The sequence below is a fragment of the Pseudoduganella violacea genome (genome assembly GCF_014191875.1).
Classification (GTDB): domain Bacteria; phylum Pseudomonadota; class Gammaproteobacteria; order Burkholderiales; family Burkholderiaceae_D; genus Rugamonas; species Rugamonas violacea_A.
This window is the reverse complement of the sequence record NZ_JACHXD010000003.1, coordinates 477,381-498,189: the sequence shown is the minus strand read 5'-3', so window position 1 is coordinate 498,189 and position 20,809 is coordinate 477,381. Positions and strand designations below refer to the sequence as shown.

The following is a 20,809-nucleotide window of genomic DNA, read 5'->3' as shown; positions in this document are numbered from 1 at the left end:
TTAATGGCAATTCAAGCGAATGCCCAAGGCATCGTAAGCGGCAGCTTCCAGATTCCGGCCAACATCCCGGCCGGCGCCAAGCGCGTGGACTTCGGCGGCGCCGGCGGCTCGCGCGGCAGCGCAACCTTCCTGGGTCAAGGCACCCGTCTGATCGAACTGCGCCAGATGGTCACGCGCATCACCGAAAACCGCTCCGACCCGCTGGCGCAAACCTTCACGCTGCCGCAGTCCACACAGTTGGCTGGCGTGAAACTGTGGTTCACCGCGAAAGGCACCTCGCCCGTCGTGGCGCAGATTCGTGGCGTGATCGCCGGTGTGCCTAACAACGTGATTCACGCTGAAGGCCGCATCCTGCCAACCGCTATCGCCACGTCTGGTCCAAGCCAGATCGTGTTCGATGCGCCGGTGTGGATTGATGCAAACACCGAGTATGCGTTGGTCGTGCAGAGCAACGACGCCGTCACCAAGCTGGCCGTCGCCGAGATGAATATGTGGGACAACAACGCAGGAAAACGTGTGTCGGCTCAACCATATCAGGTGGGCGTGCTGCTGTCTTCTTCGAACGCCTCGACGTGGACTGCGCACCAAGACCGTGACCTGACCTTTGAGTTGCTAAAGCCCGTGTTTTCCGAAACCGGTCGCAACGTAGACCTGGGTTCAGTCTCCGTATCCAACGCCACCGACCTACTGCTGCTCTCGCTGGCCGAATCTCCTACGTTCAACTCGCGCGTCGAATACACGCTGGCACTACCAAGCGGTGCATCGGTGAACGTGGCCGAAGGCCAGCCACTGCGTCTGGCGAAAGCCGAAACCGGCAACGTGGGTGTGACGGCCAAGCTGTCTGGCACAGCAGCGGCAACGCCGGTGCTATATCCAGGTACTCAGCTGATCTTCGGTGCTGTAAAAGCTACTGCCGACTACGTGTCAGTCGCTTTTCCAGCCGGAGCCAACAGCCGCATTCGCGTAGTACTGGACGCCACGTTGCCTTCTGGTGCTGGGGTTTCAGTCAAGGTGGCTGGTTCAGACCCAGCCGATATTTACGCTGACATGCCGCAAATCTCCTCGCGCCAGCTTGGTTCGAATAAATATGAACTGACTTACGAGGTTACTGCATTCAGCAAGACCTCGGCGAAAGTAAAAGTGGTTCTGAACGGTTCAGCGAATGTTCGGCCCGAAGTTGAGAATCTTCGTGCAATGGCGATCTAGGAGAGGAATTTGATAAATAACAAGACATACAATCTAGGACTCCCTTTACCGCATCCTGGGAATGAATTAAAGGATGACGTTATCAGGTTGCGCGAATCATTTCTTATGATTGACGAGGCAATAAAATCTTTGCAAGATTTAATGTTTAGTGATGACATTGACCTGGATACTCTTAAAGAGGTGGTTCAGGTTTTAAAAAAATCACAAGATGATATTGTTACATTTTCAGATGTTATGGCTCTAAAAGCTAATAAAAAAGAAACGCAGGATGAATTTATGAGGCTGCGTGAGGAAATGTTGAGGAAGGCAGACTTGTCAAAGCTCTCAGATGGCTTAGCATACATCAATGATTTAATTTTTAATCTAAAGGAAGAGTTGTTTGGAAAAATACATGACCATGAGGTGGCTTTGAAGATTAATGGGAAATATGTAAATTATCTTAAGGTTATTTAAAATGGATGAAATAATTGAGCTCTGTAATATCAAAAACCTTGGGTATCAAGAATTACTTAAAGGCGTCGATGTTGTTAAAAAGTCAGGCTCGGAGGTTTTTGTTGTAAAAGATTTTGAGATAACTAATGACTTTTCGCGAAATTTAAATTTTTCCATTGATGATGTCTCAATTTTTTCAACTGATACTTCATGTCGGCTAAGTGGAAATGAAATAATTTCTCAAAACCAATATGCAAAAATAAAACTAAATGGAAAGGCTCAATTTAATGAGTTTTTTACCTTGATTTCTGGGTCTGGAAATTTTTACAAATGGCAAATTCCTACTGTTTATCAAAATGATAGAATTCCTTCTTCCACTTATCCAAATGTAACATCGCAAAACATCACCCCACTGGCTGGGTCGGCTACTTTCTTTTGTTTTGATTCCTACGGAAATTTCTTTTATGCAATTAATAATGGTGCCATGTTATATCGAAGGTCAGGCGGTGTGAATGGAGTTCAAACGGCATATTCTTTTGGTTCTCAAGCTTTTTGCTTTGACGGGGAAAGATATATATATGCATTTGATGGCGCCAATATTTTTTCATTCGACGTGAAAAATCTAGTAATTAATAAAATGTCGTTGCCTTTTAATTTTGGCATAACTGCATCTGCGTCAGCGTTGGATGGAAAAATTTTCATTCACTCGGGAAACAATTCGAATTGGTTTGTTGATTCAGTTTCTGGAGCCTATTTTCCAGCAGCTAGCTTGTCTGGCTCTGCTGGGAATGCTTGCTCTGTCGGTCTGGGAAAAGATTCTTCTGGAAATTATGTTGCGTGGCAAACTGAGTACGTGAACAGCATTCCGGGCATATACTGGTGGGTTTATGGGCGAAATTTGCAAAGCGGAATCAGTCCAAAACAAGGCGGAGTTTCACAGAACGCTCTTATCCCGTATTCTCTTAGCCCAGGAATAATTCAGTGTTCGAGGCAGATTGGAAGCGACTCTAGATTCCTCATCGTTGGGAATGGGAGGGTTTTTATCTTTGATACGAATGCAAAATCTTTAGTGGATTCTAGCTCCTTGGCTTATCATAATTTTCAAAATTCTTCTATATGTTTTTTCTCAGATATTAATGCTGATTTGGCAGCTAGTGATTTTGGTAAGGTTGATGTCAGGGTAGCTGGAATTAAAACATCGAATGGATAATAAAAATGTTAAAAAAAATAAATTATTCTTTATCTCCTGGGGTTTGCATTAATTCTGCTGGGCAAGGTGGAATATTGTATGTTGTCCCTGATGGGAAAGTGGCTGAAGTGACGATTGTCTGTGGGCAAGGCGGGAGTATACAAGTGAACGGAGTTAATTTTTCCGTATATTCAGGAGTACAGCCATTTAAGATGAAAATGGCGCCAAATACCTCTTTAGGAGCTTCATATAGCTCATCAGGCATCTCATTTTTTATTCAAGAGAGCTGTGGGTTTTATGATTAACTGCATGCGTTTCCATTTTTGCTAATTTTTTTTGAAAGCCATTTACTATGCCAGCATCTTTCTTTCACGGTGTAACCGTAACCCTGGTCGATACCGGCCCCCGTCCAATCGCCACCCCATCCAGCTCGGTCATCGGCATCGTCGATACCTATACGCCGGGTGCCGGCCTGGCCGCGCCGAATGTGCCGGTCAAGATCACCTCGCTGCGTGAAGCGGCCGCCGCCTTTGGCGTGACCAGCAATCTGTACAAATCCCTGCGCGCCGTCTATGCCCGCACCAATGCCGTGATCGCGGCGGTCGGCGTGGCCCAGGTGGCCGATGCTGCCGCCCAGACCTCGGCCGTGATCGGCGGCGTGACCGCGCAAGGCGCGCGCACCGGCCTGCAAGCCCTGCTCGACGCGAAATCCGTCCTGGGCCTGCATCCGCGTCTGCTGGTGGCGCCGGGCCACTCCGCCACCCAGGCCGTGGCCACCGCCATGGACGGTATCGCGGGCAAGCTGCGCGCCGTGGCGATCATCGACGGTCCGAATACCGACGATGATGCGGCTACCGCCTACGCCGCCAAATTCGGCAGCAAGCGCCTGTACCTGGTCGACCCGGGCATCCGCGTGTGGGACACCACCGCCAATGCCGCCGTCGACGCACCGGCATCGGCCGCCGCCGCCGGCCTGTTCGCGTGGACCGACCAGGAGTACGGCTTCTGGATCTCGCCATCGAATAAGGAAATGGTCGGCGTGGTCGGCACCAAGCGTCCGGTCGAGTTCCTGGATGGTGACGAGACGTGCCGCGCCAATCTGCTGAACAAGGCCAATATCAGCACCATCATCCGCGACGGCGGCTTCCGCCTGTGGGGCAACCGCACCCTGTCGTCCGATCCGAAATGGTCCTTCGTCACCCGTGTGCGCACCACCGATATGGTGATGGACGCCATCCTCTACGCCCACAAATGGGCTGTGGACCGTGGCATCACCAAGACCTATGTGAAGGACGTGACCGAGGGCCTGAACGCCTTCATGCGCGATCTGCGCAATGCCGGCTGCATCATCAACTTCGAGGTCTATCCCGACCCTGAGCTGAACACGGCGAGCCAGCTGGAGCAGGGCAAGGTGTACTGGAATATCCGCTTCACCGACGTGCCTCCGGCCGAGAACCCGAACTTCCGCATCGAGGTAACCAATCAGTGGGTTACCGAAGTACTGAACATCAATAACTAATCAGGAGGAATGCACATGATCCCACAAACCCTGTACAACTTTAATCTCTTCGTTGACGGTAACAGCTATGCGGGCGTGGCCAGCCAGCTGACCCTGCCCAAGCTGAAAATCAAGACCGAGGACTACCGTGCCGGCGGCATGGATGCGCCGCTGAAAATGGATATGGGCCTGGAAGCGCTTGAAGCTGCCTTCTCCATGACCGGCGTGGCGCCCGACGTGCTGAAGTTCTTCGGCCTGGCCGACCAGAGTGCTTTCAACGGCACCTTCCGTGGCGCCTTCAAGGACCAGAAAGGCGCCGTTGTCGCCGCCATCGCCACCTTCCGCGGCATGCTGCAGGAAGTGGATATGGGCGACTGGAAGGCGGGCGACAAGGCCGAGACCAAGTACAACGTGGCTTGCGCTTACTACAAGCTGGAAGTGGATGGCAAAGTGGTCCTGGAGATCGACCCGGCCGCCGGCATCCGCGTGGTGGAAGGCAAGGATCAGCTGACCGAAGTGCGTCAGGCGCTGGGCGTCTGATTTCTTCGAGCTGATTGATTAACGAACGCCCGGCCAGAGATGGCCGGGCGTTTTCATTTATGGAGTCTCATATGCAGGAATATACGTGGCTGCGCCAGCAAGGCGATACCGTCACCATCACGCTGTCGCGTCCCGAAAGCTTCAATGGCGTTAAGACCAATCAATTGCAACTGCGCGCGCCGACCGTGCGCGATATGCGCGGCGCGCAGAAGCAGCATCCGAACGATGCCGAGGACCGCGAACTTGCGCTGTTCGCCAGTCTGGCGCAAGTCGCGCCATCCGATCTGGAACAGCTCAAGCTGAGCGATTACCACCGTCTGCAGGAAGGCTATTTTCGCCTCGTTTCCGATGCTGGCGCTGAGCCAGCGCCAGTTGCAGATGCTGACGCGCCGGCTGGCGAATGAGTACGCCTTCCAGCCATCCGAAATCGCTGCGATGACGCTGGACGATATCTTGTGGTGGCTGGAAGACGCCGCATCGTGAGGCCATGGCTTATGAGGTGAATATGGAAGAAAGAATTAGCGCTTTGCGCAGCAAGGCCAGCCAGTTGACCGAGTTGCGGGCGGTGATCGAGGAAACGCAAAAGCTGCAGCAGAAGATGCGCGACATGCATAAGACCGCGCAACTGACCCAGCCCACTTATGCCAGCTTGACGACGAACTATGCCAGTCTGAAAAAGCATGGCATCGAACTGGATCGGATGGCCGAGTCGTATGACCGTTTAGGCCGCGCCTCGCGTGGTCTTGAGATGAAAGCCGGTGGCCTGGATAAATGGGGCAAGAGCCTGGAGTTGGGCAAGGGCGCATTCTCGCAAGCGAAGGAATGGTCCCAGCCGGTGATGAAGGTGGTCAAAGTATCGGCTGACTATCAGGCCGTGATGCGTGACTTCTCGATCAAGGCTGGCATCAAGAATCAGGCCGAGGAGCAGCGCATCGGCAACGCCTTGGCCGATATCGCTGTAAAAGGCGGCATGGGCCAGACCGATATGGCGAAGGCCATGACGCAGCTGGTTGGCGACGGCATGAAGGCCAATGACGCGACTGCGCTGGCGCCTTTGCTGGCGCAGTTCTCGGTGGGGCAGGGCGTTGGTTCGGAGCAGACCGCAGCCCTGATGAGCGCAATCAGCGATAAGTCCGATTTGAAATCGCCTGCCGAAATGAAGGCGGCGTTGTCGGCGATTGCGCAGGCATCGAAATCGGCAAAAATCGATCCGGCAGAAATGGCGAAGGCCATGCCGAATCTGCTGCACCGCATGCAGAAGCTTGGTTTGAAAGGCCAGGACGCCGTCACCCAGGCGGCTGCTTTGCTGCAGGCGCAGGTCGAGAAGGACGGCAGCGTCGCCGAGGCTGAGAAAAGCCTGAAGGACAAGTTCAAGAAGTGGGATGCCAAAGGCAGTACGGCTGCGCTGGCTGAAATCAAGAAGGATGCACCGGTCACGGCGGGTATGGCGCCGGTGGGCGACATCCTGCAAAGCGACCATCAGCAGCGCCTGGACACGTCCAAGCAGAAGTGGGACGACGTCAGCAACTCCATGGACAACGCCATGCGCAAGATCGGCGATGCGATTCGTCCGATGAGCGATGTGGCGGCGGAGGTGGCGTCAGGCCTTGCCAATGCCGTGGGTGATCTGGCGCAAGCCGCTCCCAAGGCTGTAATGGGCGTGGTTGGCCTGGGCGCGGCATTCAGTGCCTACAAGCTTGGCAAGGCAGGTTTCGGCCTGCTGCGCGGCGGAAGCGATGTGGTGCGCGGTTCCTGGCTTAGCCGGGGCAAGCTGCCTGGCATGGTGGATGCCGCCGCTGCTGCGGATGGCAAGGTACAGCAAGTCTTCGTCACCAATTGGCCGGGATCGGGCGTTGAATCGTTTGGCAACGGCAAGAATAAGAGCAAGGCCAAAGGCAAGGCTGGCGCAGGCTCCTCGGGCAGGGCTGGCGGTGCGCAAGCGGGCCGGCCGGGTACGCCGCAGACCGGCGCTCCGGCCGCAAACCGTGGCGCGCGCGGCATGCTTGGCCGGATCGGCGGACGGATTGGCGGCAGTTTTGGTGGCATGGCGGCGCGTGCCGGTGGTCTTTGGTCGCAGGCTTCGGGCGTCGCTGGACGCACCATGCCATGGCTTGGCGGCGCGAGCAAATTGATGGGGGCTGCCGGTGTGGCTATCGCTGGCTTCCAGGCAGTGCGGACGCTCACGGGTGATGGCACGCGGCGCGAGAAGGCATCTGCCATCGGCCGCATGGGGGCGATGGCGGTAGGCGGTCTCGTTGGCACGGCGCTGGGCGGTCCGGTTGGTACGGCGCTTGGCTCCATGGCGGGTGAGTGGCTGTGGTCGAAAGTTGGCGACAAAGCCTTGAACTATGCGCCCAAATCGCTGATGCAGGAAAAGGACGCATCGTCAGCATCCACGTCGGCGCGGCAATTGATGCAGCAGGCAAAAGCAGGCCTGGTCGCGCAAACCGCTACGGCTGCTGGTGCGGGACTCGGTGCGACAAGCATAGGCGCCGGAATGACGATGCCTGGGATTGGCTTTTCGGCCGGCGTTCCGGCCGGTGCGGCCGCGAGTGCGCTGATGAGCCAAATGACGCCGGGTGCAGGCGTTGCGAATCCAGCCAGTGCGGCAACGGCTCCGCCGCAGATGAACTTCACGCCCAGCATCACGGTGAATGTGCAGGGCGATGCACGCGACCCCGCCATCCTGGCCGACAAGTTGGCGCAACTGGTGTTCAGCAAATTCAAGGATTTCCAGGCGCAGCAAAGCCGTTCCCTGTTAGGCGATACGGCGCATTTACAAGGAGCCTGATATGGGCAGTAAGGACTTTATCAATCGCGCGACCGGCGAGATCGCGCGCGCGGAGGAAAGGGCGCGCCACATCAGCGACAAGGTGAATGCGCGTCTTGATCACGGTAAGGAAAGGGTGGGCAAGCTGACGGCGCGGGTAGTGGGCCATATCGATGACGCTACCAAGCTGGTGACGGCGGCGCAGGGCGCTTTGAACCGCGTGCTGCCGCTGGCCGATGGCACGGCCATTCAGCGTGGCTTGAATGCGCTTCGCAACGGCGCTGAGAAGCTGGCCGCCAGCAAGATCGCGGAAGTGAAGGCGGCGGCGGGCAAGCTGACGGCGGCCGTTGGCGGCTTGAGCAAATCCTTCAAAGCTTTGACTGGTATTGGCGCTGGCGGTCCAGGCGGCGCGGCGGCGGATGCGGCGCAAGCCGTGTCGTCGCTGGCCAAGAAGACCGATGATGCCGCGCCGGCTGCCGCTGCGGCCACACCGCATCTGCTGATTTTGAGCGCCGAGGATGGCACGCGTTATCACTTTGGCCTGTCCGGCACGGCTTTCGATCATCTGAAGCGTCAGGCCAATTTCAATATCGCGGCGCAGGAAAGGCTGTCGCGTCCCGAGGCGCTGCAAGCGGTCGGCCAGGGCAGCGAGAGCCTGACCCTGTCGGGCGCGATTTACGCGGCCTTCCGGCAAGGCGGCGGTGAGCTGGAGAAGCTGCGGGCCGTCGGCCGCGCGCTCAAGCCGCTGCTGCTGACCACCGGCTATGGCGAAGTGCTGGGCCGCTGGTATATGACGTCGCTCAGCGAGGATCAGGAAACGCTGATGGCCGACGGCGCGGCGCGCAAGCAAACCTTCACTCTGGAGTTCAAGCGCTATGGCGACGATTATCAGAACGTGTGACGGCGATGTGCTGGACCGCATTTGCCATGCCCACTATGGCTTCATGGCCGGCACGGTGGAAGCGGTGTACGAAGCCAATCCGGGCCTGGCGGCGCAGGCGCAGCCGTATGCGGCGGGACTGCTGATTCGCATGCCGGAATTGGCACCGCCGCGCCGCGACAGCATCCAGCTGTGGTCTTGAAGGAGGCGTGATGCAGGCAGAATTTGAAATCATCGCCAACGACAAGAACGTGACGGCCCTGTTCAAGGACCGTCTGCTGAGCCTCAGCATCACCGACAAGCCGGGCCTGGAAGCGGACAGCTGTGAAATCCGCCTCGACGACCGGGGCGGCAAAATCGCCATCCCGCCCAAGGGCGCCTTGCTGAAAGTGTCGCTGGGCTGGAGCGGACAAGGCCTCAGCTATATGGGCTGCTACAAGGTGGACGAGGTGGCACTGGAAGGCCCGCCCGCCGTGATCACCATCCGCGCCAAGGGAGCGGATATGCGCCAGTCGGCCAAAAGTACGCGCAGCCAGGGCTACGAAAACCAAAGCCTGGCTGCGATCGTTGCCGAGTTGGCGCAGCGGCATGGCTGGCAGCCGGTCTGCAAGGTCGAAGCGCAAATTGCGCGCGCCGACCAACTAGGCGAAAGCGATCTGCACTTCATCACGCGGCTGGCGCGCGCGCACGGCGCGACCGCCACGGTCAAGGATGGCAAGCTGCTGGTGCTGCCGCGTGGCGGCGGCCAATCGGCCAGCGGTCAGGCCATGCCCGCGCTGACGCTGATGCCGTATATGCTGAGCCGCTACAGCCTGACCTTCGCCGACCGCTCCGCTTTCGGCAAGGTGCAGGCCAAGGCGCACGACCCGGCCAGCGGCAAGCAAATCGACGTCGACATCCCCAATCCCGACGGAGCACCTGGCGGCGAAGGAGAGGGCGAGGGCGCCACCCACATCGACCGCCACGTCTACCCCACGCCCGATGCCGCCAAAGCCGCGGCACAGGCCCGGCTTAGCGCATTGAACCGCGCCACCGCCAGCGGATCCTTGACCATGCCCGGCCGCGCCGATATCGCCGCCGAAAAGACCGTGCGCCTGCAAGGCGTGAAGCCGGAAGCCGATGGCGACTACCTGGTCGAATCCGTCACCCACAGCTTCAACAACTCCGGCTGGCAGACCACGGCCGAAATCAATGCTGGCAACAGCGGCAAATCCAAGGCCGGCTTCGGCAAACCCTAGTCCCCATTGATCCACATCAAACAATGTCTAACCCTGGTGTCAGGCACCAGGGTAGGACATTGTTTGCGCAAGATCAAAGAATGTCCTGCTCTGGTGCCTGACACCAGGGTGGGACATTCGTTGATGCAGGTCAAAGGGGCTTTTACTTTTGAGGAGACTTATGACTGAACCTGCGAGTTCTACGGCCTCCATCGCGCTTGCGGCGGGGACGATCACGCTGAGCGGGTCGGTGTTCGGCGTGCAGTATGACGCTTTGCTGGCGGGCTTTTTCGGCGGGCTTGTCTCGCTGTCTTATCTGCCGCCAATGTCGGCTTTGAAGATTGTCGGCACGGTGGTGGGCTCGGCTTTGCTGGCGGGCTTTTTCGCGCCGGTGCTGGCGGTGGCGGCGCTGCATTATTTTCCGTGGCTGCAGGGCGTGGGCGACTTTACGCGCATCGCGGGCGGCGCGGCGCTGGGTATCGCGGCGCAGGTGCTGATTCCGGTGGGACTGCGCCGTTTGCGCTCTTTGCTTGGGGGGCAGTGATGCTGCCTTTTCTTTCCCACCTGGCCGCGCTGCTCTTGCTGTATCACGGCCTTTTTTTCGCGATTAACCGGATGGGGCCGGAGACGGCGCCGCATCTGCGTTTGGGCTGGCTAGTGCTGACGACCGGGGCACTGGATTTTGTGGCGGCGCCTTGGTTCCGGCGCGTGCCGCTGGGGACCTGGCATGGCTTGCTGCCCCTGGTCCTGCTGGCGCTGTGGCTGCTGGCCTCGTATCTGCTTCGTTATTTGAAAGGAAAACCATGATTCTGTCCTTGCTGTCGATGCTGGGTGGCGGCTTGCTGCGGCTGATGCCGGAGCTGTTCGGCTTCCTGCATAAGAAAACCGATAACGCGCATGAGCTGGCAATGCTGGAGCGCCAGTTCCAGCTGGAGCAAACGCGCGCGGCCAGCCAGCAGGCGCTGGTGGAGTATCAGGGCGGCGTGGAGCAGGCGCTGGCCTTGCTTGACGCGCAGAAGACGGCGCTGCAGGGACAGATGCAGCCGCTCGGCATCTGGTGGGCCGATGCGCTGAATTTCCTGGTGCGGCCGCTGGCGACTTATTACGTGCTGCTGATGTATGGCTTGGCCAAGCTGGCGATGTTCGTGGTGGCGCTGCAGTCGGGCATCGGCGGCTGGGAGGCGATCCTGCGCATTTACGATGCCGAGGACCGCGCCATCCTGTCCGGCATCCTGGCCTTCTGGTTCGTGGGCCGCGTTTTCGATAAGCAGAAATGAGGCGGGCGGACGATGCGCTGGAGCAGGCTTTGTCGCTGATCCGCGCTTTCGAGGGTTGCCGCCTGCGCGCCTACCGCGATCTGGTGGGCGTGTGGACCATCGGCTGGGGTGAGACGCTGGGCGTGGCCGAAGGCATGGTGTGGACGCAGGCGCAGGCCGATGCGATGTTGCGCCGCCGCGTCGGCCAGTATCTGCTGGGGGTGTTGAAGCGTTGTCCGGCCCTGCATCTGGAGCCGCCGGCCAGGCTGGCCGCTTGCGTGTCGCTGGCCTACAACATCGGGCTGGGCGCGTTCGGCGCCAGTTCGGTATGCCGCAAGCTGATGCGCCAGGATTTGGCCGGGGCGGCCGACAGCTTTTTGCTGTGGAATAAGGCGGGCGGGCGGGTGGTGGCGGGCTTGAGCCGCAGGCGCCGCGCCGAACGCCGCCTCTTTGTCAGCACTGAGGCGTGAACGGCGCGGCAGTCAGCTCAACTGTTGCCGCCGTCCTGCATCAGACCGTTCAGTTGGCCGTAGTCGAGTTTGGGCAGGTCCGCCGCATACGGTGCGCCGCTGCGCATGAAGTGCTGCATGGACTGCTGTACGCAGGCGAACATGGATTCGGACAGGGCTGATCCCGCGCTTAGGCGGCGCACGCCCAGCTCCAGCAGACGCTGGGGCGTGGGCAGACCCGGCAGCGCCAGCACATTCAGCGGCAGCGGCGTCGCGGCGGCCAGGGCGCGAATCTCGTCTTCGGCGCTGATGAAGGGGGCGAACAGGCCATTGGCGCCGGCATCGCGATACAGCTGGGCGCGCCGCGTGGTTTCTTGCACGCGCTGCTGGGGTTCCAGCAACTGGCGCAGGAAGACGTCGCAGCGAGCGTTGATGAAGAGCTTGACGCCGCGCTGGTCCGCCACGCGGCGCACGGCGGCGATTTTGCGGCACAGCAGTTCCGGTGTTTGCGCACCGTCTTCGATATTGATGCCGACCGCGCCGACGTCGATCACGGCGCCGATCAGAGCGGCCACGCGCTCCGGATCGTCGGAGTAACCGTCTTCAATATCGATGCTGAGCGGCAGATCGCTGCGGCGTTGAATGCCGCTGACCGTGCTGAGCAGCAGATCGGCCGGCAACTGGCCGCCGTCGGCATAACCGTGGCTCCAGGCCACGGCGGCGCTGCTGGTGGCCAGGGCGCGCGCGCCGCTGGCTGCGGCCAGTCGGGCGCTGCCGGCGTCCCAGCAATTGGGCAACATCAGCAGCCCGTCGGCGTGCAGGGCGTGGAACTGGCTATCGTGTTGTTTGTTAGCTATCACTATGGATCCCGTCAGTTTATTGGCGACTTGGGTCGACGGCCGATGGACTGCTCATCTCCATGGTGCGCTGAAATTCTTCCTTATTGACGCTTTGCACGCCGTTGCTGCGGTCAACGGTTTTGCGTGCGATATGGCTACCGGTCGGGGTGTAGCTATCTTCGAAGTTGCGCGCGACCTCCTCCTGCTTTCCCGTGCTGGCGCAGCCAGCCAGGGCGAAGCCAAGTACTGCTACCCACATTGTCGTTTTCATCTCCATCTTCCTTCATTTTCGATAGTTTCCAGCCTTATAGATGGGCCGGTGAGCGCGAACTCTAGCATTTTTCTGATAGATAAATTTCAATAATTTGTAACTTTCAAAAATAATTGCTGAGGTGACAAAGTGCGTACTTTTTCAGGCAGGGCGGCGGGTATATTTGCCGCTGCGCTTTCTTTTCATCTGCGTTGAATGCACAGGCTTTAAGCTGGATCAAATCCCACCGCGGTTTCTCGCGAGGGTAGGTGGCTATACTGCATTTGTCGCGCAAGGCAGGAGAAACCATCATGCGTCAGGATCCCGTTACCGCCAGCATTGGCGAGCTGTTGCAGAAGCTGAAGAAGGTTGAACACAAGATGCGCAGCGCCGGTTTGCCGCTGTGTCTGGCGCGCTTGCCGGTCTGGGTGTTGTGCCTGCATTATTGTGTGATGATGCGTGGCAAAACCACGCGCATCCGCCGCATAGCGCGCCGCATTGAAAGCTGGCTGGCTGCCATGCATGAGCTGGTGAAGAAGGAGGAGGCCAGCCGCGAATTGCTTGATATCGGCAAGGGCATGCAGGACGATATCGAAGCGACCAAGCGCACGTTGTTAGCGCTGCGCGAGCTGTGCGTGAATATCGGCGAGATGTTCAGCGGCATCGGCTTCCGTTCGCGTTTGCTGGACTGGACGCAGAACGGCTTCCTGCGCGTGATCGACGACTCCTGCAGCGCCGCCATCAATCTGCAAAACACGCTGGCCAGCCATGACGCACGCGTCTTGGCCTTGCTGCGCCAAGAACAGGCGCAGCAGCTCGCCGCGCCGGCCTGAACCATAGTGTCAGAATCCTTCCAGCACAATCTTCCCGGTCGCGCGCTGGCTCTCGAGCAGGGTGTGGGCGCGTTTCAGGTTGGCGGCATTGATTGGGCCGAAGTGCTCGCCCAGCGTGGTTTTCAGCACGCCGCTGTCGATCAGCTGGGCCACGTCGTTGAGCAGCTGGTGCTGCTTTTGCATATCGTCCGTGACGAATAGCGAGCGCGTGAACATGAATTCCCAATGCAGCGATACGCTCTTGCGCTTGAGCAGGCGCACATCGAGTTGCTCGGGATCGTCGATCAGGGCTAGCTTGCCTTGCGGCGCGATCAGCTCGGCCAGGGCCGGAAAGTGGGTATCGCTCTGGTTTAGGCTGGCGACATAGTCGACCGGCGGCAAGCCCAGGCGCTGGAATTCTTCCTGCAGCGGCTTGCTGTGGTCGAGCACATGGTGGGCGCCCAGCTCCTTGACCCAGGCCGCCGATTCAGGACGCGAGGCGGTGCCGATCACGGTCAGCCCCGTGAGCTGGCGCGCCAGCTGCACCAGGATCGAACCGACGCCGCCCGCCGCGCCCGTAATCAGGAGGGATTTGCCGCTCAGGCTGCGGTCGCGGCTCGCTTCCAGGCGTTCGAACAGCAGTTCCCAAGCCGTGATGGCGGTCAAGGGCAGGGCGGCGGCCTGCGCGAAGCTGAGCTTGCGCGGTTTGTGGCCTGCGATGCGCTCGTCCACCAGGTGTAGTTCGCTATTGGCCCCGGGACGGTTGAGGGCGCCCGCGTACCAGACTTCATCGCCGGGGCGGAACAGGCTGGCTTCCGGCCCCACGGCTTTGACGATGCCAACCGCATCCCAGCCGAGGACTTTCAGCTCGCCGGCTGGCGGCGCCACGTTGCGGCGGATCTTGGTGTCGACCGGGTTGACGGAAATGGCCTTCACTTCCACCAGCAGATCGCGGCCGCCGGCGACGGGCGCGGGCAGCTCGATATCGAGCAAGGCTTCATCGGCGCTGATGGGCAGGTTGGCGCGGTAGGCAATGGCTTTCATCGGATACTCCATAAAGTTCAATCGATGTATGATGATTTAACGTATTCTGCGGATAAAGACTAAAATCGGCGAAACACTTTCAATGGAATGATGAAAATTGCTGCGCCTCGATGATCTGGAAGTCTTTGTGCGCACGGCCGATGCCGGCAGTCTGTCGGCGGCGGCGCGGCTGCTCGACATCTCGCCGGCCATGGCGAGCGCGGCGCTCAAGCGCCTGGAGCAGGCTTTGCAACTGCGTCTGCTGGCGCGTACCACGCGCTCCTTGCGCTTGACGGAGGAGGGCGAGCATTATCTGCGCCATGCGCGCGAGGCGCTGCGCCTGCTGAAAGAAGGGCATGGCACGCTGACCCAGGGCAAGGAACAGCCGGGCGGCTTGCTGAAAATCTCCGTGACCTCGGATTTTGGGCGCAACCAGTTGCTTGAATGGCTGGACCAGTTCCAGGTCCAGTATCCGGCCGTGGCATACCAGCTCAGCGTGAGCGACCGGCTGGCCGATATGTACCGGCAGCCGGTGGATATCGCCATCCGCACCGGGCCGCAGGAAGATTCCGGCCTGGTGGCCATGCCGCTGGCGCATAGCCGGCGGGTGCTGGTGGCCTCGTCGGCCTATATCGCCCGGCATGGCCGGTTGGGCAGCCTCGACGAGCTGCGCCGGCATAACTGCCTGCGCTTTGCCGTCAATGACGTGATCCATGAACGCTGGAGTTTCCGCCTGCCGGGGCGGGCCGACACCGTCACCATCCCCGTCAGCGGCAACCGCAGTGCCGACGATGCCGATGTGGTGCGGCGCTGGGCCGTGGCAGGCCAGGGTATTGCTTACAAGTCACGCTTGGACGTGACCGCCGACATCCGAGCCGGGCGCTTGCAGGTGCTCTTGCCAGAGATAGAGGGTGAAGAGGTGCCGCTATTCCTGGTGTGTATGCACCGCTCGCAGGTCACGTCCACCGTGATCTGTCTGCGCGACTTCTTGCGCGCGCAATGTGAACGGTTCAGCGCTTCGGCGTGATTACTGGGCTTTGGACAGGATCAGCAGCCAGCGGCCGAACAGCAGGATTTCGATATGGCCAGGCTGGACGCCGGTATCGCATTCGATGATGGGGTTGACGGCGTAGAAGCGTTTGCGGAAGTCACGGCAGACTAACATGTCGCGTTTGCCCATGCGTACCAGGAAGGACGTCGGGGCGTATTCCAGGCCGAAGCGGGAGCTGAAGCTGCTGTTAATGCTGGTCATAACTATTCCTTTGTAGGGAGAAGTGTTTAACGAAGCATCAGCTTAACACAAGTACTGTGCAAAAACACAGTACTGTATGAAAATTCAGATTTTTTTGTTAACTGTGGCTTTTGCGCCAACGCATTTCAGTAGAAGTTGAGTACCTTGCCCAGCAGCGCAATCAGGACCGCCGCCATGGTGGTGAAGGTCAGGCGCATGGAGGCCAGGTTATCGTCGCGTATCTTGTCGATGGCGGCATAAATCTCAGAGCGCAAGGCCTCCTGCGACTGGCGTTGGGCATCGATTGCGGCGATCACTTCCTTGCGCTGGACATCCAAGGCGGCGCTCACATCCCTGCGCTGTGCCTCTAGCGCGGCAACCATGTCTTTGCGCTGCGTTTCGAGCGCGGCCGTTGTCTCGCGGCGCAGCTCGTCGAAGCCGTTTCGCAATTGGCGATGGTCGGCACGGATTTCGGCAAAGCCGTTATCCATCGCGACCTGCATGCGGTCCATTCTTCCAATAACGTCCTGCACGACAACCTCCACGCGGGAAAGGCGGGTATTGATGTCGGGATCTTCTGCTCCTGGCGGCGGACTGTCAAGCAAGGGCGGCGGTGGATGGTCGGCCATGGCGCTCTCCTGGGATAAGCTTTCAGCTTAATCCTCGATGTCGCCGCGCCGCTTGCGCTGCCTCAGATTAAAGCCAGTAATCCCAGATGCGCGCCAGCCATTCCTTCAGGCGCGCCGAGAGGGGGCGGTCGCGCCATTCGGCCAGGGTGATTTCCTGTGAATTGCGCAAGTCTTCCCGGAAGGCCTTTTCCATCTCGCCGCCGAAGGCGTCGCCCATCACGATCACATTCACCTCGTGGTTGTGCAGGAAGCTGCGGGTGTCGATATTGGTCGAGCCGACCGTCGACCACAGGCCGTCGATGACGGCCGTCTTGGCGTGCAGCACGGCCAGCTTCAGCTCATGGATTTTGACACCCGCTTCCAGCAGCGGTGTATAGGCCGCCCGTCCCGCCTGGGCCACCAGTCCCGCATCGGATACGCTGGGCAGCACCAACTGCACATCGACGCCACGCTGCGCGGCAGCGTTCAGGGCGCGCAAGGTCTGCTCGTCCGGCACGAAGTAGGCACAGGTGATGTGGATGGATTTCTTCGCTTCCTTGATCGCCAGCAGCAGGGCTTTGTAAATCTCGAACTGGCCGCCCGGCCTGCTGCCCAATACGCGCACGATCTTGTCGCCGGCCACCACCGGTTTGGGGAAGTAGTCGGCGTCGCGCAAATTGTCGGCATCCTGGCCGGCCCAGTTTTCGATGAACATCCACTGCAGCGCGGCGACGGCCGGTCCTTCGATGCGCACGTGGGTGTCGCGCCAGCCCACCTCGGATTGGTCGGTGGGACGCGCGGCGGAGCGGAAGGGCGAGCTGCGCGCATAGGTGTCGCTGATATTGATGCCGCCGGTGAAGCCGACCTTGCCGTCGACAATCAGGATCTTGCGGTGATCGCGGTTGTTGACCTTCCAGCCATTGCCGCGCAGCTTGGCAGGATTCACGGGATTGAAGGCGGTCAGTGTCACGCCCGCCGCTTTCATGCGGTCGAAGAAAGCCTGCGGCACGCCGATCGTGCCGACGCTGTCATAGATCACATTCACCGTCACGCCCTGGCGCTGCTTCTCGATCAGCAGGCTGGCGAATTTTTCGCCCAACTCATCCTGGTCGAAGATATAAGTTTCGAAATTGATATGGTTGGTGGCGGCGGCGATGGCCTTCATCATTTCCGCCATGGTTTGCGGACCGTCGAATAGTAGCTGCACCTTATTGCCGGCGATCAGCGGCACGCCGGTCGCCGCCTCCTCCAGCGCGGCGCGCGCCTGCAGGTCCAGCGTCGATTTCGGCCAGCGCTTTTTCAGCAAGGCCTCGCTGCTTTGTTTCGGCAGCACGCCCTTGGGCGTGGCCACGGCCGGAACGTCGGCCGCGTCGGCCTTGAGCTGGGTCTTGCTGACCTCGGGCAGCGAAGCGCAGGCCAGCAAACACCAGGCGGTGAGGGTGAGTGCCAGAACATGCTTTGCGCTTCGGTAGATCACGCTAGTTCTCCTTACTGCCGATGAAGAAGTGGAGCGGCGCCTTGCGGAAGCGCCGGAACAGCGCTTGCAGCAGTTGCAGGCCGTGCGTGAAGCGCACGCCGCGCGCGCGCAGCGCCACCCACAGCGCCAGGCCGAAGCTGACCAGCAGATTCACCGTGCCGATGCCGAGGAAGCCTGCGATGGAAGTCAACACCAGTTGCCAGCTCACATTGTGATCCAAGCCCACCATGGCTGTCGCGAAATTGGCGGCCGAGAACGTCACGTGGCGGATATCGATGGGCAGACCCAGCAGCAGACCCAGGGCGCCCATGGCGCCGAGCATGATGCCGAAGTAGAAGTTACCCATCAGGCTGCCCAGATTGTTTTCCATGTACACGCCCAGACGCTGGGTGCGTTCGCGTCCGAGCACGGCCGCCAGGCCGCGCAACTGGGCAATGCGCTGGGCCCAGCGCGTGTACAGGGCCTGGTTGTCGTAATAGCCCGAGATCAGGCCGGACAGGAACAGGCAGACGCCGGCGATCATGGCGTAGAACAGGGCCAGGCTGCCGAAGGGATCGATATCGTGCAGCAGGTGCATGGCCTTCTCCGGCGTGACCAGATGGTGGCCGGTGATCAGGTGGTAGCCGCTGGCGATCAGCCAGGCGGTCGGAATGGCCGTGGCCAGATTGCCCAGCACCGCCATATTCTGCGTGCGCAGCACCTTGTTGATCAATTCCGCCATGCTGTCCAGATCGATGTTGCGGCCATCCTTGCTTTGCAGGCCGGCCGCGATGCGCGAGGCCGTCATGGCCGGCTGCTTGGTCGCCACCGTGAAATGCAGCAGGTGGATGAAGATGAAGCCGAGCGAATAATTCATGCTGAACAGGAAGGCTTCGACCAGCGGCGCCGCGCGCAGATAGGACATCAGGATCTTGAACAGCGCCATGAAGCCGACGATCACGCCGGCGCCCGAGGCCGACATGAACATGCCGCCCAGTTCGCGCCGGTTCTCGGCGATGTAGTGCTCGCCGGTGCGGCTGGCGTTCTCCGTCACATTGCGCGCCAGCAGATTGATATTGTCGGTGAACAGGTCGCGCACGGTGTACTTGTTGTTATGCGCTTCGATCAGCTCCAGCGCCAGGGCCAGGGCGGCGGCGCGCCGCTTGGCGGCCGGGCCGTGCGTGGCGCGCTCCGGCATGGCCTGCGCCGCCACCGCATCGAGGTCGACGCTTGGCGCCGACGGCAGGTCGCCGGAGATATCGACCAGGAACAAAAGCTTGCGCAGCCTGTCTATGCTTTGTGTCACCGTCACCAGCAGATAGGTGAGGGCGATGCTGGTGCCCTGGGCCAGCGCCTTGCGCCGGATCTTGCCGATCACGGCGTCGCACTGGTCCAGCATCACCAGCAGGTGGCGCGCGTCTTCGACGCTGTCGGCGGCGCCGGACAACCAGGCTTCGTGGCTATCCAGATAGACCAGCACCTCCTTGTTCTGCATGACGAAAGGCGATTCGAACACTTCCATATCGGTATGAAAGTTGGTCAGTTTCGGCTCCAGGCCGATGGCGCAGACGCGGTAGCTCAGCGTGCGGATGGCTTCGAGCATGCCGGGCAGCATCAGTTTGCCGCCGCCGGGGTGGGCGCTGAAGATGGTGTTGAACAGGGCCAGCCAGTCGGAGGCCGGCACGGCGGCGATCCATTCGTGGTCGCTTTGCTTGTAGAAGATCTGGTCGAGGGCGTCGCTCAGGTATTCGTCGCCCAGGGCCGGCGGCAGCATGCGGTAAGAGACGCGGCGCTTGAGCTCGGTGAAGAAGCCGTCGTTGGACAGCACGCCCACTTCGCTGTACAGGCTGGCGTGGCGGCGCTGCGCCAGCAGGCGCAGCACATAGTCGCCCAAGGATTGCGCCAGCGCGGGTTGATCCTGCAGCAAGGCCAGCAGCTGGCGCACATTATTGGTGGCGCGGATGTGGTTGCCGGCACGGCCGGGACGCAGCTCTTCCACCAGCTCGACCAGGGGCGCGATGCTGAGCGTGTCTGTCTGAATTTGTTTGAGAATTTCTAACATGCGGAGAAAAACGGCTTGGCCGCATAGGGATGTCTAAAGCCGATAGTGTAACCGCTAAGAAAGTTTTTCACTGTACGCTGGCGTACATAGGATCAGTTCGCTCAACGATGCAGAGTGGTACGAAGTGTGGGGCCGCGCACAGAAAACAGGCGGACGCGGGCCTACACTGGCGGCATGCTCAGGGGAGAGGCATCATGAAGCACAGGCAGATTGCACCGTTGCTGTTGTTCTGGCCGTTGCTGGCGGGCGCGCAGACGCCGCAGCAGCTTAAAGTGTATGGCGTCGTCGATCCGCGCTGGGACGTGCTGGCGCCGGGGCGCGCCTACAGTCCGCAGTCGACCGCGCTGATCGAGATCGACGATCCGTTGCACGGCGGCCTGGCCGGCGCCGCCACCAGCCTTGCGGGCGAAACTACGCGGCCGTATGAAAACGCCGTCAAATACGAGGCGCGCCGGCGCGGCTGGAACGCGAGCGCGATTTACAGCTATGGCGAAAGTAATTTCAGCACGCCGCGCCAGCGCGCTTATGGCGCCACGCTCGGCTATGCCGGCGCGCTGTTCAATGTGCGTCTCGCGCACCAGCGCAAGAACAATCCCCTGCCCGACATTACCGGCAAGAGCGTGCCGCTGGACCTGGCTTCGCGCAACAGCTTGATCGCGGCCAATCTGCACATCGGGCCGGCGCTGACCTATGCCGCGTACGGCGTCAACCGCGGCATGGGCGCCGTGCCCTGGGATCTGAGCCAGCCGTATGGCGCGCTGGCCATGGCCACGCCCTCGACCGACAGCCGCGACATGATGCTCGGGCTGGCGCTGCAGCGCGGCGCGACGACCTGGATGCTGTCCTATATCCGCAAGGACGACCGCGACCCCACCGATCTCGATGCGCGCCAGATCGCCTTCGGCATGAGCTATGCCATGTCGAAGCGCACCGGCTGGTATGCCGCCTATGCCCAGGTGCGCCATGACAATGGCCGGCCGGCCGCCATCGGCCGTGCCAGCAGCGGCTTGCGCTTCGGCCTGCGCCACGCATTCTGACCGGCGCTTCCCGCTTGTGCTAAATTGAGGGGTTCAGCCCCCTCAACAACCAAG

Annotated in this window: 25 protein-coding genes; 18 read left to right on the top strand and 7 right to left on the bottom strand. The window is 60.1% G+C overall.

The features are described 5' to 3' along the window. Window positions 1-3: 3 nt before the first annotated feature. The 15 genes from FHS03_RS08260 (at window position 4) to FHS03_RS08190 (ending at window position 11,458) form a co-directional block, all read left to right on the top strand. Window positions 4-1,206, top strand: coding sequence for a hypothetical protein (locus FHS03_RS08260; protein WP_183440508.1), 1,203 nt, complete (start codon window positions 4-6; stop codon window positions 1,204-1,206). Window positions 1,207-1,215: 9 nt separating this feature from the next. Then, complete coding sequence (locus FHS03_RS08255) at window positions 1,216-1,659, top strand: hypothetical protein (protein ID WP_183440507.1); 444 nt, start codon at window positions 1,216-1,218, stop codon at window positions 1,657-1,659. Window position 1,660: 1 nt separating this feature from the next. Beyond that, window positions 1,661-2,848, top strand: coding sequence for a hypothetical protein (locus FHS03_RS08250; RefSeq protein ID WP_183440506.1), 1,188 nt, complete (start codon window positions 1,661-1,663; stop codon window positions 2,846-2,848). 5 nt (window positions 2,849-2,853) lie between these two features. Continuing rightward, a complete protein-coding gene (locus FHS03_RS08245) occupies window positions 2,854-3,132 on the top strand; it encodes a hypothetical protein (protein WP_183440505.1) in 279 nt (92 codons plus the stop codon). Window positions 3,133-3,179: 47 nt separating this feature from the next. After that, entirely contained in the window at window positions 3,180-4,346 is a 1,167-nt protein-coding gene (locus FHS03_RS08240) for a phage tail sheath subtilisin-like domain-containing protein (RefSeq protein WP_183440504.1), read from the top strand. A gap of 15 nt (window positions 4,347-4,361) precedes the next feature. Next, the gene (locus FHS03_RS08235; RefSeq protein ID WP_183440503.1) at window positions 4,362-4,865 is read left to right on the top strand and encodes a phage major tail tube protein; all 504 of its coding nucleotides are present in this window, start codon (window positions 4,362-4,364) and stop codon (window positions 4,863-4,865) included. A gap of 71 nt (window positions 4,866-4,936) precedes the next feature. Beyond that, complete coding sequence (locus FHS03_RS08230) at window positions 4,937-5,269, top strand: phage tail assembly protein (RefSeq protein ID WP_221208072.1); 333 nt, start codon at window positions 4,937-4,939, stop codon at window positions 5,267-5,269. A 101-nt stretch (window positions 5,270-5,370) separates the two neighbouring features. Continuing rightward, the gene (locus FHS03_RS08225; RefSeq protein WP_229426122.1) at window positions 5,371-7,656 is read left to right on the top strand and encodes a phage tail tape measure protein; all 2,286 of its coding nucleotides are present in this window, start codon (window positions 5,371-5,373) and stop codon (window positions 7,654-7,656) included. Between the two features lies 1 nt (window position 7,657). Then, window positions 7,658-8,536, top strand: a complete 879-nt coding sequence (locus tag FHS03_RS08220) for a phage tail protein (protein WP_183440500.1) — start codon at window positions 7,658-7,660, stop codon at window positions 8,534-8,536. After that, window positions 8,511-8,717, top strand: coding sequence for a tail protein X (locus FHS03_RS08215; protein WP_183440499.1), 207 nt, complete (start codon window positions 8,511-8,513; stop codon window positions 8,715-8,717). Before FHS03_RS08220 ends, FHS03_RS08215 begins: the two co-directional genes overlap by 26 nt. A gap of 10 nt (window positions 8,718-8,727) precedes the next feature. Next, a complete protein-coding gene (locus tag FHS03_RS08210; protein ID WP_183440498.1) occupies window positions 8,728-9,753 on the top strand; it encodes a phage late control D family protein in 1,026 nt (341 codons plus the stop codon). 160 nt (window positions 9,754-9,913) lie between these two features. Next, window positions 9,914-10,276, top strand: a complete 363-nt coding sequence (locus FHS03_RS08205; RefSeq protein ID WP_150119081.1) for a hypothetical protein — start codon at window positions 9,914-9,916, stop codon at window positions 10,274-10,276. Continuing rightward, window positions 10,276-10,539 (top strand): hypothetical protein, encoded by a 264-nt coding sequence (locus FHS03_RS08200; protein ID WP_183440497.1) that lies wholly within the window; start codon window positions 10,276-10,278, stop codon window positions 10,537-10,539. Before FHS03_RS08205 ends, FHS03_RS08200 begins: the two co-directional genes overlap by 1 nt. After that, entirely contained in the window at window positions 10,536-11,009 is a 474-nt protein-coding gene (locus FHS03_RS08195) for a hypothetical protein (protein ID WP_050408653.1), read from the top strand. The genes FHS03_RS08200 and FHS03_RS08195 overlap by 4 nt, the downstream gene beginning before the upstream one ends. Next, window positions 11,006-11,458: a lysozyme gene (locus FHS03_RS08190; RefSeq protein WP_183440496.1), complete on the top strand. Its 453-nt coding sequence runs from the start codon at window positions 11,006-11,008 to the stop codon at window positions 11,456-11,458. Before FHS03_RS08195 ends, FHS03_RS08190 begins: the two co-directional genes overlap by 4 nt. Window positions 11,459-11,475: 17 nt before the next feature. Here the strand turns inward: FHS03_RS08190 and FHS03_RS08185 are convergent, their stop codons facing one another. After that, window positions 11,476-12,297, bottom strand: coding sequence for an isocitrate lyase/PEP mutase family protein (locus FHS03_RS08185; RefSeq protein WP_221208071.1), 822 nt, complete (start codon window positions 12,295-12,297; stop codon window positions 11,476-11,478). Window positions 12,298-12,313: 16 nt separating this feature from the next. Then, window positions 12,314-12,547, bottom strand: a complete 234-nt coding sequence (locus FHS03_RS08180; protein WP_183440495.1) for a hypothetical protein — start codon at window positions 12,545-12,547, stop codon at window positions 12,314-12,316. Window positions 12,548-12,837: 290 nt separating this feature from the next. On the opposite strand from FHS03_RS08180, the gene FHS03_RS08175 reads away from it, so the two are divergent. Next, a complete protein-coding gene (locus FHS03_RS08175; protein WP_183440494.1) occupies window positions 12,838-13,359 on the top strand; it encodes a hypothetical protein in 522 nt (173 codons plus the stop codon). A 9-nt stretch (window positions 13,360-13,368) separates the two neighbouring features. On the opposite strand, the gene FHS03_RS08170 is transcribed toward FHS03_RS08175, so the two are convergent. Beyond that, window positions 13,369-14,382 (bottom strand): zinc-binding alcohol dehydrogenase family protein, encoded by a 1,014-nt coding sequence (locus tag FHS03_RS08170; RefSeq protein WP_183440493.1) that lies wholly within the window; start codon window positions 14,380-14,382, stop codon window positions 13,369-13,371. Window positions 14,383-14,479: 97 nt separating this feature from the next. Between FHS03_RS08170 and FHS03_RS08165 the strand changes: the two genes are divergently transcribed. Continuing rightward, window positions 14,480-15,388 (top strand): LysR family transcriptional regulator, encoded by a 909-nt coding sequence (locus FHS03_RS08165; RefSeq protein ID WP_183440492.1) that lies wholly within the window; start codon window positions 14,480-14,482, stop codon window positions 15,386-15,388. Here the strand turns inward: FHS03_RS08165 and FHS03_RS08160 are convergent, their stop codons facing one another. The 4 genes from FHS03_RS08160 to FHS03_RS08145 form a co-directional block, all read right to left on the bottom strand. Next, window positions 15,389-15,613, bottom strand: coding sequence for a hypothetical protein (locus FHS03_RS08160; protein WP_183440491.1), 225 nt, complete (start codon window positions 15,611-15,613; stop codon window positions 15,389-15,391). Window positions 15,614-15,738: 125 nt separating this feature from the next. Next, window positions 15,739-16,221, bottom strand: a complete 483-nt coding sequence (locus FHS03_RS08155) for a hypothetical protein (RefSeq protein WP_183440490.1) — start codon at window positions 16,219-16,221, stop codon at window positions 15,739-15,741. A 67-nt stretch (window positions 16,222-16,288) separates the two neighbouring features. After that, a complete protein-coding gene (gene cls, locus FHS03_RS08150; RefSeq protein ID WP_371871626.1) occupies window positions 16,289-17,677 on the bottom strand; it encodes a cardiolipin synthase in 1,389 nt (462 codons plus the stop codon). Between the two features lies 1 nt (window position 17,678). Beyond that, complete coding sequence (locus FHS03_RS08145) at window positions 17,679-19,718, bottom strand: site-specific recombinase (RefSeq protein WP_183440489.1); 2,040 nt, start codon at window positions 19,716-19,718, stop codon at window positions 17,679-17,681. A gap of 194 nt (window positions 19,719-19,912) precedes the next feature. Here FHS03_RS08145 and FHS03_RS08140 point away from each other — a divergent pair, with 194 nt between their 5' ends. Then, window positions 19,913-20,755 carry a porin gene (locus tag FHS03_RS08140; RefSeq protein ID WP_183440488.1) on the top strand — a complete coding sequence of 281 codons (843 nt, stop codon included), beginning with the start codon at window positions 19,913-19,915 and terminating at the stop codon, window positions 20,753-20,755. Window positions 20,756-20,809: the final 54 nt, after the last annotated feature.